The sequence below is a fragment of the Methylocystis sp. MJC1 genome (assembly GCF_026427715.1).
Classification (GTDB): Bacteria; Pseudomonadota; Alphaproteobacteria; order Rhizobiales; family Beijerinckiaceae; genus Methylocystis.
Genome location: NZ_CP107558.1, coordinates 1,712,693 through 1,728,843 on the forward strand (window position 1 = coordinate 1,712,693; position 16,151 = coordinate 1,728,843).

14 protein-coding genes are annotated in these 16,151 nt (G+C 62.4%); 11 read left to right on the forward strand and 3 right to left on the reverse strand.

Annotation, left to right across the window (positions count from 1 at the left end; all coding sequences use genetic code 11):
* Positions 1–998 precede the first annotated feature (998 nt).
* Positions 999–2,486 (forward strand): IMP dehydrogenase, encoded by a 1,488-nt coding sequence (guaB, locus tag OGR47_RS08245; protein ID WP_165055645.1) that lies wholly within the window; start codon positions 999–1,001, stop codon positions 2,484–2,486.
* 200 nt (positions 2,487–2,686) lie between these two features.
* Here guaB and OGR47_RS08250 read toward each other — a convergent pair whose 3' ends face one another.
* Positions 2,687–3,121: a hypothetical protein gene (locus OGR47_RS08250; protein ID WP_165055646.1), complete on the reverse strand. Its 435-nt coding sequence runs from the start codon at positions 3,119–3,121 to the stop codon at positions 2,687–2,689.
* A gap of 99 nt (positions 3,122–3,220) precedes the next feature.
* On the opposite strand from OGR47_RS08250, the gene OGR47_RS08255 reads away from it, so the two are divergent.
* The 9 genes from OGR47_RS08255 to OGR47_RS08295 all read left to right on the forward strand — a co-directional run bounded on the left by OGR47_RS08255 (position 3,221) and on the right by OGR47_RS08295 (position 12,862).
* Positions 3,221–3,493 carry a hypothetical protein gene (locus OGR47_RS08255; RefSeq protein WP_165055647.1) on the forward strand — a complete coding sequence of 91 codons (273 nt, stop codon included), beginning with the start codon at positions 3,221–3,223 and terminating at the stop codon, positions 3,491–3,493.
* Positions 3,494–3,682: 189 nt separating this feature from the next.
* Complete coding sequence (locus tag OGR47_RS08260; RefSeq protein WP_165055648.1) at positions 3,683–4,720, forward strand: cytochrome-c peroxidase; 1,038 nt, start codon at positions 3,683–3,685, stop codon at positions 4,718–4,720.
* A gap of 723 nt (positions 4,721–5,443) precedes the next feature.
* Positions 5,444–6,214: a bacterial ammonia monooxygenase, subunit AmoC gene (gene amoC, locus OGR47_RS08265; RefSeq protein ID WP_216697880.1), complete on the forward strand. Its 771-nt coding sequence runs from the start codon at positions 5,444–5,446 to the stop codon at positions 6,212–6,214.
* 325 nt (positions 6,215–6,539) lie between these two features.
* A complete protein-coding gene (gene amoA, locus OGR47_RS08270; RefSeq protein WP_165050364.1) occupies positions 6,540–7,298 on the forward strand; it encodes a bacterial ammonia monooxygenase, subunit AmoA in 759 nt (252 codons plus the stop codon).
* A 121-nt stretch (positions 7,299–7,419) separates the two neighbouring features.
* Positions 7,420–8,679 (forward strand): bacterial ammonia monooxygenase, subunit AmoB, encoded by a 1,260-nt coding sequence (gene amoB / locus OGR47_RS08275; RefSeq protein ID WP_165050362.1) that lies wholly within the window; start codon positions 7,420–7,422, stop codon positions 8,677–8,679.
* Between the two features lie 425 nt (positions 8,680–9,104).
* Positions 9,105–9,713 (forward strand): hypothetical protein, encoded by a 609-nt coding sequence (locus tag OGR47_RS08280; protein WP_165050358.1) that lies wholly within the window; start codon positions 9,105–9,107, stop codon positions 9,711–9,713.
* A gap of 70 nt (positions 9,714–9,783) precedes the next feature.
* Entirely contained in the window at positions 9,784–10,170 is a 387-nt protein-coding gene (locus OGR47_RS08285; protein ID WP_165050356.1) for a copper resistance CopC family protein, read from the forward strand.
* 123 nt (positions 10,171–10,293) lie between these two features.
* Positions 10,294–12,216 (forward strand): CopD family protein, encoded by a 1,923-nt coding sequence (locus OGR47_RS08290; RefSeq protein WP_165050354.1) that lies wholly within the window; start codon positions 10,294–10,296, stop codon positions 12,214–12,216.
* 55 nt (positions 12,217–12,271) lie between these two features.
* Positions 12,272–12,862, forward strand: coding sequence for a copper chaperone PCu(A)C (locus tag OGR47_RS08295; protein ID WP_165050350.1), 591 nt, complete (start codon positions 12,272–12,274; stop codon positions 12,860–12,862).
* Between the two features lie 118 nt (positions 12,863–12,980).
* Here the strand turns inward: OGR47_RS08295 and OGR47_RS08300 are convergent, their stop codons facing one another.
* Positions 12,981–13,208, reverse strand: a complete 228-nt coding sequence (locus OGR47_RS08300; RefSeq protein WP_165050348.1) for a hypothetical protein — start codon at positions 13,206–13,208, stop codon at positions 12,981–12,983.
* Between the two features lie 167 nt (positions 13,209–13,375).
* Positions 13,376–14,674, reverse strand: coding sequence for a glycosyltransferase family 87 protein (locus tag OGR47_RS08305; protein WP_165050346.1), 1,299 nt, complete (start codon positions 14,672–14,674; stop codon positions 13,376–13,378).
* A 154-nt stretch (positions 14,675–14,828) separates the two neighbouring features.
* Between OGR47_RS08305 and OGR47_RS08310 the strand changes: the two genes are divergently transcribed.
* Positions 14,829–16,031: a pyridoxal phosphate-dependent aminotransferase gene (locus OGR47_RS08310; protein ID WP_165050345.1), complete on the forward strand. Its 1,203-nt coding sequence runs from the start codon at positions 14,829–14,831 to the stop codon at positions 16,029–16,031.
* Positions 16,032–16,151: the final 120 nt, after the last annotated feature.

Here is a 16,151-nt window from a genome sequence, read left to right on the forward strand (position 1 = left end):
TAGCGGGATTGGCCTTTGGACTTGACGCCACGCCGATCCTATATTCCAGCCATGGCGCAGGCGAGTGACCTAGAGAAGGCGGCAGGACGGCGCACGAGCGCATATTCCGCCTCAGGGCCATTGGGATAGATGAGGCGCTACGGTGGCCCGCGAAATCATAGCTCTGCGCTATGTCCTTGTCGGTGAGAGGCCGCCAGCCACGCGAAGGCGAAGCGTCTCCCTTTGCAAGAGATTAACGGTGTCGAGAGCACGAGTGAGCGTTTCAGAAGAATAGGTTGTCGGATTTTGACAAAGCGTCAAAATCCATTCTTCCAAAACGGCGTATTCGGCATCTTTGAGCCCCAGTAATCTTGATGTTAACCACCCATCCCAATATTCGATTGTCGGGCTTCGATCGAGACTCGCAAGCAATGAGCTGGCAGTAGAAGACCATCGATCTGGATATTGCGCTGACAGACACAAAACACTCGGCAAATAATACACGAACGCATCAGGTGTAAACGTGCTTATGGCCGACGAATGCTGATCCCATTCCTCCCAAGAGATCTCACGCCAATCACGGCCGGTAAACCATAGCGCCTCCTCTTCATCGCACGAAATTGGGGCTGTTCGTTGAATGACCCTACTAGGTTTCTCCCGGTCACCAAAAGCTAGCTCGATTCGACGAGATAAGGTCATTGTTGTTCCAGCAGGCGTTTGCAATTGCCCCACTGCCTCCAAGCTTCGGCTTGCTGCCCTTGATGATTTTAGTCACCCCCGTCCCAACATACATTGTCACGAATCGACCGCGCTAACGCCTCATCGAGCCAGGCAGCACGACGTTCGCTGAGTTCCAGGCACGTCATGCCTTCGGTCCCGAGCCAATCTCTATATTCCGCCCATACGTCGTGGCGGCGCCATTTGCCTTTGCAAGGATAAATGCTATGAGCACCCGCCAACCCTCTCAGGCGGCGCGCTCGTTTACGCCGCCCCATCGCAGCCCATGAAGGAGTTGGCCCATGGCCCGTCTGCCCATCACGTTGACCGAAGCGCTTACTTTCGACGACGTGTTGTTGCGGCCCGGTCACTCCCGCGTGATGCCCTCGACCGTCGACATCACGACGCGCCTCACCCGCGAGATCACGCTCAATCTGCCGATCGTCTCCGCCGCCATGGATACGGTGACCGAGGCGCGTCTCGCCATCGCCATGGCCCAGGCCGGCGGCATCGGCGTCATCCACCAAAATCTCACGCCCTCGGATCAGGCCGCCGAAGTGCGCAAGGTCAAGCGCTACGAGAGCGGCATGGTGGTCGATCCGATCACCATCTTCCCCGACGCGACGCTCGCCGACGCGCTGTATCTTATGGCGCAGAACGGCATCTCGGGCATTCCCGTCGTCGAGCGCGGCGCGACGAGCGGCAAGGGCAAGCTCGTCGGCATTCTCACCAACCGCGACGTTCGCTTCGCGCAGGACAAGCGCCAGCCGATCGCCGAGCTGATGACCAAGAATCTCGTCACCGTGCGCGAAGGCGTGGGCCAGGACGAGGCGCAGCGTCTTCTTCACGAGCACCGCATCGAGAAGCTCCTGGTCGTCGACGCCGATTATCACTGCGTCGGCCTGGTGACCGTGAAGGACATCGAAAAGGCGACGCAACACCCGAACGCCTGCAAAGATCCGGAAGGGCGCCTGCGCGTCGCCGCCGCATCGACTGTCGGCGACTATGGTTATGAGCGCGCGCTGCAGCTCATCGACGCCGGCGCGGATTGCATCGTCATCGACACCGCGCATGGCCATTCGCAGGCGGTCATCGATCAGGTCGCGCGCGTCAAGCGCGAGAACAACAAGGTCCAGATCATCGCCGGCAACATTGCGACCGCCGAGGCCGCCAAAGCGCTGATCGACGCGGGCGCCGACGCCATCAAGGTCGGCATCGGGCCGGGCTCGATCTGCACCACGCGCATCGTCGCGGGCGTGGGCGTGCCGCAGCTCACGGCGATCATGGAGGCGTCGGAAGAAGCCCGCAAAGCCGACGTGCCGGTGATCGGCGACGGCGGCGTGAAATATTCGGGCGATCTCGCCAAGGCGGTCGCCGCGGGCGCCGAGGTGGTGATGATGGGCTCGCTCTTCGCGGGCACGGAGGAATCGCCCGGCGAGGTGTTCCTCTATCAGGGCCGCTCCTTCAAGGCCTATCGCGGCATGGGCTCGGTCGGCGCCATGGTGGCGGGCTCGGCCACGCGCTATTTCCAGGGCGACGTGAAGGATCAGCTCAAGCTCGTGCCTGAAGGCATCGAGGGGCAGGTGCCCTATCGCGGCCCGATCGCGCCCATTCTCTACCAGCTCGCCGGCGGGCTGCGCTCGGCCATGGGCTATGTGGGCGCGCCGACGATCCGCGAATTCCAGGAGAAGGCGCAATTCGTGCGCATCACCAACGCGGGCCTGCGCGAAAGCCATGTGCACGACGTCTCGATCACCCGCGAGAGCCCGAATTATCCCACAGGGGTGTGACGCCATTTCCGCTTGAGCAGCTCGCGTTGGGTTTGTCATTTTGGTCGGGCTGGAAGCCCGACCCGGAGTCCAGATCCTGGATTCCGGATCGCTCGATTTGCGAGCGTCGGGGATGACGAGAGCCGATCAAGCTGATTTCGTTTGACCGGATCGCGCTGACGTCGCTTTCTTCGTCCGCAAGGGGCGGAGCGAGCGGCGCGTCAGAATGGCAATGGGGCGAGGTCGGGGGCCGTCCACTCGTGGCGGGCGGGGATGCTGAATAAGGTCTCGCGCCGCCAATAGGCGAGTAGCCAATCAGGGTGACCCAGGGGCGAGGCCATCAGCTCATTGGCTATGCAATGGAGACTGGCGGTTTCCGGATAGGCGCCGAGATGCGCCGATGCGGCGCGCATCGACGCAAGCGTAATCGTGTGGTGATAGCCGCCTGTATCGGTGTTCGGCGTGCCGGTCGCCTCGTTATAAGCAACGATGAGCCCTTTGATCGCGGACGCCGTGGTCAAATCGCGCCGGTAACGTAAAAGCCAGACGGCGGCGGCGAAATGCGCCGCGTGAGTCCAGTCGGCTTTCGGCAATGTCCGGTCGATCACGCCTAAGGCAATGCGTTCTATTGCGGCGTCGGTCTCGAACTTGAACATTCTCGTCCTCAGAAAAATCAAAAATGGCATGTCGATTGCTGAATTGGTCTCAAGACAGGGCGGGCAGGGGCCGCCGCCCCCAATTGTCGGAGGTCGCACATGCTCCCCCAAGTCATTCTGGTCGATGGCGTTCCCAGATGCGTGATTCGCCCGACGGACCAAAAAAACCTCGATCGCTTCGTGCGCAACGGCAAGAAATGGCTGCAGGCCGGAAACTCCGAAGCCAAATGCACCTATCGGCCGGCTGACGAGGTCGAGAGCGCCATCTGGAAAGACGCCTTTGGGCTGCATAAAGCCGGGGGCGCCGACGAGGAGAGCTTCTTCGGCATTCCGTTGACGTCGCTCGCCGTCGCGCCGGGTCCGTCCGAATGAGCTCGCGCCATTTGCGGTTTCTTTGTCACACGGCCGCCGTCGATCATCTGCTTTAACCCGCCCCGATCGACCGGCGAGGGCTTCCGCCATCTCAGGGGTTGTGATAGCCGGAGACGCGAGCTTCGCGCGCTCTCGCGCAGCGAGGCGGCCCAGCTTTTCAATGACAAAGCTGCAAGGGGAGGGAATCACATGTCCGCACTTCGGTTCGCCGTGACCGGCGCGATGCTGCTATTTCCCGTATTGGCTCACGCTGGCGACCTGCGCGCCGACGCCAATGCGGTCTTCAAGCCGATCGACGCCGCGAGCGTCAACTCGGTCGTCAAGAACAACGCCATCACCCCCGCCAAGATCGAGCTCGGCCACAAGTTGTTCTTCGATCCCCGCCTGTCGAAGAGCCAGATCATCAGCTGTAACAGCTGCCATAATCTCGGCACGGGCGGCGTCGACACCGGCCCCACCTCGATTGGTCATGGCTGGGCCAAGGGCCCGCGCCGCGCGCCGAGCGTGCTCAACGCCGTCTTCAACGTCGCCCAGTTCTGGGACGGCCGCGCCGTCGACCTCAAGGCGCAGGCCAAGGGCCCGGTTCAGGCCGACGTCGAGATGAACAATACGCCGGCCGCCGTCGAGGCGACGCTGAAGAGCATGCCGGCCTATGTCGTCGAGTTCAAGGCGGCCTTCCCGAACGACACCAACCCGGTCAGCTTCGACAATATGGCGAACGCCATCGAGGCTTTCGAGGCCACGCTGACGACGCCGAACGCCAAGTTCGACAAGTTCCTGGCGGGCGACGCCAACGCCCTCAACGACACCGAGAAGAAGGGCCTACGCCTGTTCATCGACAAGGGCTGCAGCGGCTGCCACAGCGGCGTGAACGTCGGCGGCAACGGCTACTTCCCCTTCGGCGTCGCCGAGAAGCCCGATGCGGCGATCCTGCCCGTCGCCGACCGCGGCCGCGCCAAGGTCACGAACAGCGACGCCGACGCCTTCGCCTTCCGCTCGGCCCCGCTGCGCAACGTCGCCCTGCGCGCGCCTTACTTCCATAGCGGGGCCGTTTGGACGCTGGAGGAGGCCGTCGACGTCATGGCGAAGAGCCAGCTCGGAGCGTCCTTGTCGCACGACGAGAACGCCGCCATTGTGGCTTTCCTCAACGCGTTGACCGGCGACCAACCGAAGGTCTCCTATCCGATCCTGCCGGCGCGCACCAAGGACACGCCGCGTCCGCAGTAATCGGCGGTTGAAAATCTAAGGTTCGACAAACCCCTGGCGAAAGCCAGGGGTTTTTTGTTGAAAGGATCCATCGCGAGCCAGGCGGTGAGAAAGGCGCCTCTATCTTCTTCTTGCCATGCATGGCGCCGCTCTGATCTGCGGTTCGTAATCTCGAGCGCGGCCCGCAATCCTGTTGGCCGGGCGGCCGCGTGTCGCGCCAGGATTTGGGCGCCTGCACGCCACAATTGTGGCAATCTCTTTCTTAGTTAATAAAAATCAGTAACTTGAGCATAGGCTCTCGCTGCCGGGAGAGGCACCTCATTCTTCCCATATGGGTAGGAAAATACCAACCCACTGGGGTTGTTTAGACTATTCGATAGACAGTTGAATGCTATCCCATGGGGTATTGTCATTATGTTGGTGAGAGGGAATGGTTGGGCCACGCTAAACGGGGTCTGTTGGCTTGGCTCGGGAGGGCCGGTTTGGGGCACTGTTTAGGCGGCGACGTCGGTGTTCGTCCGATAACAACAAGGCGGCCTTATTGGATGTTCGATCTTTTGGGGGGAAATTCTCAAAGGTCGGGGTCTGAGAGCTGCTTCAAGAAAGGGCGGGACGGTCTTGGGCTCCGTTAACAGCGGGTCCGACCTCACGTTAATCAAACGAGGACGAAGCGGCTCCGTTCCGGGAGGCGGAGCTTTTTTACCGGTCACGCGCATCCCTGGGAGCACATAGGAGGAGTTAAATATGAGCTCGACGACTAGCACGGCTGCCGGCGCAGCTGCTGAAGTAGAGTCCGTAGTCGATCTGCGCGGCATGTGGATCGGCCTTGCGGTTCTGAATGTTTTCTATCTGATCGTCCGCATTTACGAGCAGGTTTTCGGCTGGCGCGCCGGCCTGGACTCGTTCGCTCCGGAATTCCAGACCTACTGGATGTCGATCCTTTGGACCGAAATCCCGCTGGAGCTCGTCTCCGGTCTGGCGCTCGCCGGCTTCCTGTGGAAGACCCGCGACCGTAACGTCGACGCCGTCTCGCCGCGCGAAGAGATGCGCCGCCTGGTGGTTCTCGTTCAGTGGCTGGTCGTTTACGGCATCGCCATCTACTGGGGCGCCTCGTTCTTCACCGAACAGGACGGCACCTGGCACATGACGGTTATCCGTGACACGGACTTCACGCCGTCGCACATCATCGAGTTCTACATGAGCTACCCGATCTATTCGGTGATCGCGGTTGGCGCGTTCTTCTATGCGAAGACCCGCATTCCGTATTTTGCTCATGGCTACTCGCTGGCGTTCCTGATCGTCGCCATCGGCCCGTTCATGATCATCCCGAACGTCGGCCTGAATGAGTGGGGCCACACCTTCTGGTTCATGGAAGAGCTGTTCGTTGCTCCGCTGCACTGGGGCTTCGTGTTCTTCGGCTGGATGGCGCTCGGCGTGTTCGGCGTCGTGCTGCAGATCCTCGGCCGCATCCATGCGCTGGTCGGCAAGGAAGGCGTCGCCCTCCTCACCGAGTAAGATGTGACGACCCGCTCGCGCCCCTAAGGGCGCGGGCGGAGAGTTCGGGCGCGGGGCTTTTCTTTAGACAAGAGAACGAGCGTTATCTGGCCGCCATTGGCGACTGGGGTGGTTCTTCTCGGGTCGTGGTCAGGGGTTCCTCTGGAGTTTCCTGGCTGAAAAGGAAGGCTTCGCTCAGGCGGCGCGCGAGCGCGCCCAAAGGAAATGCCGGGCGGGGCCCTAGAGGCGATCGTCCGGGCGCGGTCCGGGGGCGCGACGCTTCCGGTCTGCGGCAAAAAGAAACTCGGGGCCTTAAGGCGCTCGAGAAACACCAAGGAGAAGAGTGATGTCACAATCGAAAAGCGGGGGGGCGGTCGGTCCGTTCAACTCCGTCGCCGAGGCGGCGGGTTGCGTCGCGACGACGGACTGGATGCTTCTGGTTCTGCTGTTCTTTGCGGTCCTGGGCGGCTATCACGTCCACTTCATGCTGACGGCGGGCGACTGGGACTTCTGGGTTGACTGGAAGGATCGTCGTATGTGGCCGACGGTTATCCCGATCCTCGGCGTGACCTTCTGCGCGGCTTCGCAGGCTTTCTGGTGGGTCAACTTCCGTCTTCCGTTCGGCGCCGTTTTCGCGGCTCTGGGCCTTCTGATCGGCGAGTGGATCAACCGCTACGTCAACTTCTGGGGCTGGACCTACTTCCCGATCAGCCTCGTGTTCCCGTCTGCTCTGATCGTTCCGGCGATCTGGCTCGACGTGATCCTGCTCCTGTCGGGCTCCTATGTGATCACGGCGGTTGTCGGCTCGCTGGGCTGGGGTCTGCTGTTCTACCCGAACAACTGGCCGGCCATCGCCGCCTTCCACCAGGCGACCGAGCAGCATGGTCAGCTGATGACGCTGGCCGATCTGATCGGCTTCCACTTCGTCCGCACCTCGATGCCGGAATACATCCGTATGGTCGAGCGCGGCACGCTGCGCACCTTCGGTAAGGACGTTGTGCCGGTTGCGGCGTTCTTCTCGGGCTTCGTCTCGATGATGGTGTACTTCCTGTGGTGGTTCATGGGTCGCTGGTATTCCACGACCAAGCGGATCGAGCAGATCTAATCGCCAAAAAAAGACGCGGTGGATTTTGGTTGGATCATCGGTTTGGCCTGATCTGTCGCGGATGAAAAAATCGGCTGGCGCGCGAGGCGCCGGCCGGGAGAAGAACCTGGGAGGTTTGTTCATGAAAAAGCTAGTCAAGCTCGCCGCCTTCGGCGCGGCGGCTGCTGTGGCGGCGACGCTCGGAGCGGTCGCTCCGGCCTCGGCGCACGGCGAGAAGTCCCAGCAGGCGTTCCTTCGTATGCGCACGCTGAACTGGTATGACGTTCAGTGGTCGAAGACGACGGTCAACGTCAACGAGGACATGGTCCTGTCCGGCAAGGTTCACGTCTTCTCGGCGTGGCCGCAGGCGGTCGCCAATCCGAAGGTGTCGTTCCTGAACGCCGGCGAGCCCGGCCCGGTTCTGGTCCGCACGGCTCAGTTCATCGGCGAGCAGTTCGCTCCTCGCTCGGTGTCTCTGGAGGTCGGCAAGGACTACGCCTTCTCGCTCAACCTGCGCGGTCGTCGCGCCGGCCGTTGGCACGTTCACGCTCAGATCAACGTCGAAGGCGGCGGCCCGATCATCGGACCCGGCCAGTGGATCGAGATCAAGGGCGACATGAAGGACTTCACCGATCCGGTGACGCTCCTCGACGGCTCGACGGTCGACCTCGAGAACTACGGCATCAGCCGCGTTTACGCGTGGCATCTGCCGTGGCTGGCGGTTGGCGCCGCCTGGATCCTGTTCTGGTTCATCCGGAAGGGCATCATCGCCTCGTATCTCCGTGTTGCTGAAGGCCGTCCTGACGACGTCATCGGCGATGACGACCGCCGCATTGGCGCGATCGTTCTCGCTCTGACGATCCTGGCGACGATTGTCGGCTATGCGGTGACGAACTCGACCTTCCCGCGCACGATCCCGCTTCAGGCCGGCTTGCAGAAGCCGCTGACGCCGATCGAGACGGAAGGCACCGTGGGCGTGGGCAAGGAGCAGGTGACGACCGAGCTGAACGGCGGCGTCTACAAGGTTCCGGGCCGCGAGCTGACGATCAACGTGAAGGTCAAGAACGGCACGTCGCAGCCGGTTCGCCTCGGCGAATATACGGCGGCTGGCCTGCGCTTCCTGAACCCGACCGTGTTCACGCAGAAGCCTGACTTCCCGGATTACCTGCTTGCTGACCGTGGTCTGTCGAACGACGACGTGATTGCGCCCGGCGAGTCCAAGGAAATCGTCGTGAAGATCCAGGACGCGCGTTGGGACATCGAGCGTCTTTCGGACCTCGCCTACGACACGGACAGCCAGGTCGGCGGTCTGCTGTTCTTCTTCACGCCGGACGGCAAGCGCTTTGCGGCTGAAATCGGCGGCCCGGTTATTCCGAAGTTCGTCGCCGGCGACATGCCCTAAGCGAAACTCGATAGCCTGAAATAATGCGCCGGCCGGACGAAAGTCCGGCCGGTCGCTTTTTGGGGGGATGATCGTGATCTCCCGCGCCTTTCAAGACGCGCTCGTTCGAGCGCCCGTTCCAGTTTTTGCTGAAAATCAAATCCTGCGTCCTTTCGACGCAAACAACGCGCAGGTTTTTCGCTCGCGCCCGCGCATAATTTGGATGCAATCTAGCAACGGAGCAGGCGCCGTTTTGCCAAAGACGCCATTGCAGGCGCGGCATGCGACGCGTTAAGTATCGTCGCGACAATTAGCGCAGCTGTTACGTGTCGCAGTTACTTGGCCAAATGGAACGACTGTGGGTTCGTGATCGACCGTGCAAAGCGGCGCACGGCAAAATCAAAAGGGGCGCGGCAAAAGCGCCTTATAAGAAATCGAGGGAAGAAATGATGAATTGGCGCAGCCTTGCAGCCGCCTTCTTCGGCTTGGCGCTCTCGCTCAGTTTCGCGCCGCAGACGCGCGCGGAAGGCGGCGCGGGTCCAGAGGCGATGTCCATGGGTAATATGTGCATGGTCATGTTCGGCTATGACATGATCCACATCACCGCCTTCCAGCCGGACAAATCGCGCAGCGAATATTGCGATGAGATCCCCACGACCGGCCGCACGATCATGGTGTTCGACCTCGAGACGCCGGCGTTTCGCGACCTTCCCCTCGAGCTGCGCATCATTCGCGATCCGGTGACGCCGATCACCAAGGATACGGATCTCGACTCGCTGACGGAGCTGCATATTCCCGCGAAGAAATACATGAAGGGCACATTCAGCCTGGAGCATAATTTTGCGGCGAACGGCCATTACATCGGCCTGGTGACGCTCACCCGCGAGAACGGCGAGCAGCAGACCGAGCAGTTCCGGTTCAGGGTCGGCGAGACCTTATGGGCGTGGGTGCCGCAGATTGCGGGCACGATCCTCATCGCCGGGATGGTGTTCGTCTATTGGAAGCACACCCATCCGTCCTCGAAGAAAAAGCCCGCCGAGACGGTGGCGTCTTGAACGGGGGCGCGGCCGAACGCATCTCATAAATAAACGCGACAAGGGGCGCAAAAGCCCGGGAGGAAATCTCATGAAGGGTCGGTCTATATTCTCGCGGCGCGCCGCCGTTTTCGCTGTGGCCTCGGCGTTGGCCGTCGGCATCGTCGCGCCGGCCAGCGCGCATTCGTTCCTTGTCGAGGCGACGCCGTCCTCGAAGGACCATGTCGCGACCTCTCCCAAGATTATCAAGCTGCGTTTCGGCGGCGGCGTGGAGCCGAAATATTCCAAGCTGACGATCGAGGATACGAGCGGAAAGGTGCTCGGCTCGGGCGCCGCCGGGACGCCCGACAAACCGCGCGAGCTGTCCATGGACGGGCCGGAACTCGCCGCTGGCAAATATGTCGTGCGCTATCGCGTGCTGTCCACGGACGGCCATATCGTCGAAGGAAACTACGAATTCACGGTCGATCCGAAGTAGGCGCGTCGCATTGAGGCGCTGAATGTCGGCGCGCCCGCATTGCTGCGGGGGCGTCGCTTCGGTTGGCCGCACGAGCGGCGTCCCTAAAAGAAAAGCGGAAACGGCAAGGGGCGAGAATCGCCGATGTATCTTTCTCTCGCATTCATACGCTTTCTCGAGAGCCTTCCGTCGGCGCTTGCGGTCGGTCTGCTGCTTTTGCCGCGGCTGATCGGCGAGGACGGGGGACGCTTCAAGCCCTGGGTCGCGGGGGCGGCGGTCTTTCGCGCGCTCATCGGATTTACGCTGCTTTATCTTACCGCCCGCGCGATTATTCCGGCGGAGCGGCCGATCGACGCCACTGTGCTTCAGGAGTTCGCCTTCGGCACCAGCGTGGGCAAGGCTTGGGTCGGCACGCAGATTCTCGCCTTCGTTTTTGCGGGAATGACGATCGCCCGGCTGTTTTCATCGTCCGATCTCCTCGATCGCCTCACGCTCTGGACCGGCGTCGGCGTCCTCGCCGTCGTTTCGGTCACGGGCCACGCCATCGACGACGGTCTGCCGCTCTGGACGCAACTCAGCTTCCTGCTGCATACGGCGGCCGGGCTCACCTGGCTGGGCGGACTTCTCGGCCTGATCTGGTGGATGTTCACGGCGCATCACAAGCCGCCGGCGATTGCAGCCAAACTCGCCGAGCGCTGGTCGAGGGTCGCCAAAGTCGCCATTGCGCTTGTGGCGGTGACCGGCGTCGCCATGGCCTATGAGAATGTCGGCAGCGTGCCGAACATGCTCGCGACGCCCTATGGGCGGCTTTTGACGCTGAAGCTGGCGTTGCTCGCCGCCGTGCTGCTCTGCGCGCTCGCCATTGTGCGTTACATGCGTAAGCGCCCGCTCGAGGAATTCGATGTCGCCTGGGTCGGCAAGATTGGAAGCCTGGAAGCGGTCTTCGGCGTCGGGCTATTGGCCATCGCCGGTTATATCGCGGTGATCACGCCGGCGTCGCATGAGACCAATCTTTATTGGCCCTTGCCCTTTCGCCTGTCTTACATCGCGACATGGGGGCAAAAGCCGATCTTCCCCTCGCCGATCTGGTGGTGGGCCATCGGCGCCGGGATTCTGGCGATTGCCGCCGCGCTCATCTGGTGGACGCCGGCGACGCGTGAGAAGCGTCTCTACGCCGCGCCGGCGGCGGCGATCGCCGCGCTGTTCTGCCTGGCCGTATCCTTCTCCACGGAGGCCTATACCGACACCTACAACGATCCGACGCAGGATTTCACCGCCGAGTCGGTCGCTCGCGCCATGACGAACTTTCAGGAGAACTGCGTCTCTTGCCACGGCCCGATCGGCGAGGGCAATGGGCCCATGGCGAAGGATTTGAAGAACAAGGCCGGGCTGCCGATTCAGCCGGCCGATCTCACGGCGCCGCATGTCGGCACGCATACGATCGGCGACATTTTCCACTGGCTGACCTTTGGCGGCCAGAGTGGGGTCATGCCGAGCTTCGCCCATGTTTTCGACGTGGACGACCGCTGGGACATGATCAACTATCTCCTGATGCTCTCCAGCACGAACCAGTCGCGCTTCATCGGCCCGCAGGCCATGGTGCAATGGCTCGTCGCGCCGGATTTCGCGCTGATCGATCCGCGGGAGGAGGTGACGACCCTCTTCAAGCTGCGCGGCAAGCCGACGCTTTTGTCCTTCGCGCGCTGCACGGGCGGCGAAGGAGAAAAGGAGCTCGACGCAAGTTTGCTGAAGGCCGACGCGGCCGCGAAGTCGGCGGGCGTGAATCATGTCACCGTCTATAGCGGCGATTGTCCCGCGGCGGCGAAGGGTCGCGAAGCGCTCCACGCGGCGGCGGTCGAGAAAGCCTATTCGATCATCAACCGTTATCCGAACGTGCCTTATACGACCGAGATTTCGCAGGCGCATTTCCTCATCGATCGCTCGGGCTATGTGCGCGCGCGATTCAAGCAATTCGGCGAGGATGACGGAAGCGCGACGCAATTCGCCGCTCAGGCCGCCATGATGGCCAATGAGCCGCTGATCGAGATCAACCTGCACTCGCATTGAGGCGCAGGCGAGCTTTCGAGCCGGCAATCGCGCCGGCCGTTGAAGGGAGAGAGACATGATCATCAAGCGGCGTGATCTTCTGGCGACGGGTGGCTCATTGCTCGCCGGCGCATTTTTCGGAGTCTTTGCTCCGGCCCGTTCGGCCAAGGCGCATGAATATGAGGTCGGCAAGCTCAAGGTCGAGCACCCGTGGCTGCGCGCCCCGGCCGACGGACAGAAAGATGCGACCTTCTACGCTTTCATACACAATGACGGCGATACGCCCGACAAGCTCATCGGCGTGAAGGTCGAGAAGTTCGAGAAAGCGGTGATTCACGGCGACCCGAAGCATCTCGACCTCGAGACCCCTGTGGTCCTGCCTCCCAAGACGAAGACCACGCTCGCGCCGGGCAGCATTTACGTCGCGCTGATCGGGGCCAAGAAGCATTTGGAGGTCGGCTGGGGTCTCGAAATGACGCTTGTTTTCGAGAAGGCTGGCGAGGTCGTGATCGACGCGGCGATCGACGCGCCCGACGCCCTGCATGCGCATGACGCCGAGGCCATGGAGCGCTGGGAAAAGGCCCACAACAAGGACACGTCCGGGCCAAAGGACGCTGGCCATGACCATCACGGCCACGAGCATCACCACGACATGGATAAGCACTGAACGCGGCCGGTTGGGGGGAGGGCGAACCAGCGCCCTTCCTGCGCTGCAGTGGCGGAACGCGCTTAAACAAGCAACGCGCGCCGACGGGCGCGCGTTTTACTTTCCTGATTTTGGAGAATCAACGATCGACGCTGACCAGGCGCCCGGAGAATCCGGCGTTGTCGGCGATCGGCGTCGTGCCGTGGGTCGTATTGAGCGGCAGCGCGAAGCCCAGCACGAAAGCGGCCGTGGCCATCGCTGCGACGAGCAGAATGGAGATGCGGAACTGCCGGCGAGCCGAATCGCGATCGAAGTGACGCGTAAACGCTGGCTCAATCTGGTCGTCGAACTTATCAACGAGCGACATGGTTTTTACTTCCCTTGGGTGATCGCCCTCGCATTCCCCGTCCGCCTGGGCTCTCCCTCTGCGCCGCGGCGGCGACGGCGCAAGGTCCATCCGGCTTGCGCCCTCCGGGATAGAAACGAGCGCAGGCCCGAAAAGTTGCATGGGGTTGGCGAGTTTTTCACAATTTTTTAACAGCCCGCCCGAGTTTGGTTAATCGGCGGCAAAAACGACCGCTGATTCGCGGCTCGATCGAGGTCCTGCGCCTCCGTTTCTGCCAAATCCTCGGCATCTTGCCCTTGCTCCGAGGCCTGCGAGGCGCGCGTGGTCGCGCAATAGAGCAGCACGAGCGCCGCGACGCCGATTGGAAGCCCGAGCGCCGCGGCCGCGGGGCGAGCGACGAGCGGGGCGACATAGGCGAACGCGAGCGCCGTTTTTTCGTAAGGGCGGAAGCCTCTGTCGATCCCCCGCGAGACCAGTAGAGCCAACGCTGGGGCGAGCGCCATCAAGTCGTAGTCCAGTAGATAGGGCGTCGAGAGCAGCATTGTTTCTATGGTCGCGGCCGCTTTTACCCTGGCGTCAGCCTGGGAGCGCAGCACCCATACGAGCCCGGCGAGCGCACTGAAGGTCGCTGACCCCTGCCAGAAATAGGCGGTCGGAATGTCGCCGCCCAGCAGCCGAACAGCGGCGAAAATGCTCTGGATCTTTTCGAAGCCCGGGCCGCCTTCCTCGACGACCTTGCGGGTGAAGGCGAGGCTCTCGAAGAAGGCCCGCCAGCTCGTTGCGCCGAAAGCGGCCAGGCTCATTACCGTCATGGCTGCAAGAGTCGCGGCGGCGCTCCAGAGTGCGCGCCAGTGGCGGCCAATGAGGAGGGCGAGCGGGAGGGCGAGCGCGAATTGCGGCTTATAGGCGAGAAGGGCGAAAAGGGCGCCGGCCGCAAGCGGGCGCCGATCGAGGAGAAGGAAGCCGCCTCCGAGGAGCGCGGCGGTGAGGAAGCCGTTCTGCCCATGTCCGAGATTGACGATGACGGCGGGAAAGGCGAGCGCCGCGATGAGCGCGCTACGGCGGGGGACGCCGGATTTGCCCAGTATGGCGACAATCGGAACGAGATAGAGCGCAAGCGTCCCGATCTGCCATAGGGCAAGCGCCGGCAGATAGGGCAGGGTCGCGAAAAGCGCGGCGAGCGCCAGGAAATAGGGTGGGTAATGCCAGCCGAAGATCCCTGTCTCGGGGCCGAATTCTTTGCGCTGCGCTTCGGCGTGTCGAGCGATGTCGAATGGCGCCTCGGGATCTCCGGAGAGAACCTTATGGCCCGCGACCCATACCTGGCTGAAATCCGAACCGAGTGGGAGATTGTTGGGTCCCATGCGGTCATGCGAGGTCACGATCGCCCAGAGCGCCGTCGCCGAGAAGATGGCAAGGAGGATGAGCGGATAGACGCGCAGCCGCTCCGCCGTCAGCCAGTCGCCGCTTCTGATTCTCGCCAGCATTCGCCACTCCCCGCCGATAGGGCGAGACCATAGTCGGCGCGGGTTAATGCGACGGAATCGCCCACGGTGAGCGTAGGCTGCGGATTTTCATTGCCCGCCGCCGCCCCGCTAATTATGGTGCGATGCACACTCCCCCTACAGGACAAAGACGGCAATGACCTTTCTCGCCCACGCTCTCTCGCGCGTTAAGCCCTCCGCCACGATCGCCGTGACGCAGAAGGCGCGCGATTTGAAAGCGCAGGGCAGGGAGGTGATCAGCCTCTCGGTCGGCGAGCCCGACTTCGACACGCCTGAGCACATCCGCGCCGCCGGCAAGGCGGCGATCGATCGCGGCGAGACCCGCTATACGCCGGTGCTCGGCATTCCGCAGCTGCGCGAGGCCGTGGCCAGCAAGTTCAAGCGCGAGAACGGGCTCGACTACAAGGCCTCGGACACGATCGTCGCGACCGGCGGCAAGCATATTCTGTTCAACGCCTTTCTCGCCACGATCAACCCTGGCGACGAGGTGATCATCACCGCGCCCTATTGGGTGAGCTATCCCGAGATGGTCGCGATCTGCGGCGGTAAGAGCGTCTTCGTCGACACCAAGATGGAGGATGGCTTCAAGCTGCAGCCGGAGGCGCTCGAGGCCGCCATCACGCACAAGACGAAGTGGCTGGTGCTGAACTCGCCGTCGAATCCGTCGGGCGCCGCTTATAGCTATGACGAGATGAAGAAGGTGACCGACGTGCTCCTGCGCCACCCGCAGGTGCATGTGCTCACCGACGACATCTATGAGCATCTCGTTTACGGCGACTTTAAATTCGTCACGCCGGCGCAGGTCGAGCCCAATCTCATGGATCGTACCCTGACGATGAACGGCGTGTCCAAGGCCTATGCCATGACCGGCTGGCGCATCGGCTACGCCGCCGGGCCGAGCAAGCTCATCAAGGCGATGGACCTCCTGCAGGGCCAGCAGACCTCGGGCGCTTGCTCGATTGCGCAATGGGCGGCGGTCGAGGCGCTCAACGGGCCGCAGGAGCATCTCGCGACCTTCCGCAAGGCGTTCCAGGAGCGGCGCGACCTCGTCGTCTCCATGCTCAATCAGGCGAAACATCTGAAGTGCCCGACGCCGGAAGGCGCCTTCTACGTCTTCCCGTCCTGCGCCGAGGCGATCGGCCGCAAGACGCCCGCGGGCAAGGTAATCGAGACCGACGAGGATTTCGTCACCGAGCTGCTGGAGGCCGAAGGAGTCGCCGTGGTGCATGGCTCGGCTTTCGGCACGGGGCCGAACTTCCGCATCTCCTACGCGGCGTCGGCGCTGACGTTGGAGACTGCCTGCGAGAAGATCCAGTCCTTCTGCGCGAGCTTGAAGTAAGGACGCGCGGCCCCTCCGTCTCGAGAGGACGGCTGTCATTCCCGATCTCTCGCTTGCGCGAGCGTCGGGAATGACCGCGAGAGTGCGCGCCGCAACTCCTTCGAACAATAATAGACCGTG

Bases quoted from the DNA above. Each gene is read 5' to 3' on its own strand.
- OGR47_RS08280 (WP_165050358.1), top strand. From the start codon at position 9,105: ATGATGAATTGGCGCAGCCTTGCAGCCGCCTTCTTCGGCTTGGCGCTC.
- amoB (WP_165050362.1), top strand. From the start codon at position 7,420: ATGAAAAAGCTAGTCAAGCTCGCCGCCTTCGGCGCGGCGGCTGCTGTG.
- OGR47_RS08310 (WP_165050345.1), top strand. From the start codon at position 14,829: ATGACCTTTCTCGCCCACGCTCTCTCGCGCGTTAAGCCCTCCGCCACG.
- OGR47_RS08290 (WP_165050354.1), top strand. From the start codon at position 10,294: ATGTATCTTTCTCTCGCATTCATACGCTTTCTCGAGAGCCTTCCGTCG.
- OGR47_RS08250 (WP_165055646.1), bottom strand. From the start codon at position 3,121: ATGTTCAAGTTCGAGACCGACGCCGCAATAGAACGCATTGCCTTAGGC.
- amoC (WP_216697880.1), top strand. From the start codon at position 5,444: ATGAGCTCGACGACTAGCACGGCTGCCGGCGCAGCTGCTGAAGTAGAG.
- OGR47_RS08285 (WP_165050356.1), top strand. From the start codon at position 9,784: ATGAAGGGTCGGTCTATATTCTCGCGGCGCGCCGCCGTTTTCGCTGTG.
- OGR47_RS08260 (WP_165055648.1), top strand. From the start codon at position 3,683: ATGTCCGCACTTCGGTTCGCCGTGACCGGCGCGATGCTGCTATTTCCC.
- OGR47_RS08305 (WP_165050346.1), bottom strand. From the start codon at position 14,674: ATGCTGGCGAGAATCAGAAGCGGCGACTGGCTGACGGCGGAGCGGCTG.
- guaB (WP_165055645.1), top strand. From the start codon at position 999: ATGGCCCGTCTGCCCATCACGTTGACCGAAGCGCTTACTTTCGACGAC.
- OGR47_RS08300 (WP_165050348.1), bottom strand. From the start codon at position 13,208: ATGTCGCTCGTTGATAAGTTCGACGACCAGATTGAGCCAGCGTTTACG.
- OGR47_RS08295 (WP_165050350.1), top strand. From the start codon at position 12,272: ATGATCATCAAGCGGCGTGATCTTCTGGCGACGGGTGGCTCATTGCTC.
- OGR47_RS08255 (WP_165055647.1), top strand. From the start codon at position 3,221: ATGCTCCCCCAAGTCATTCTGGTCGATGGCGTTCCCAGATGCGTGATT.
- amoA (WP_165050364.1), top strand. From the start codon at position 6,540: ATGTCACAATCGAAAAGCGGGGGGGCGGTCGGTCCGTTCAACTCCGTC.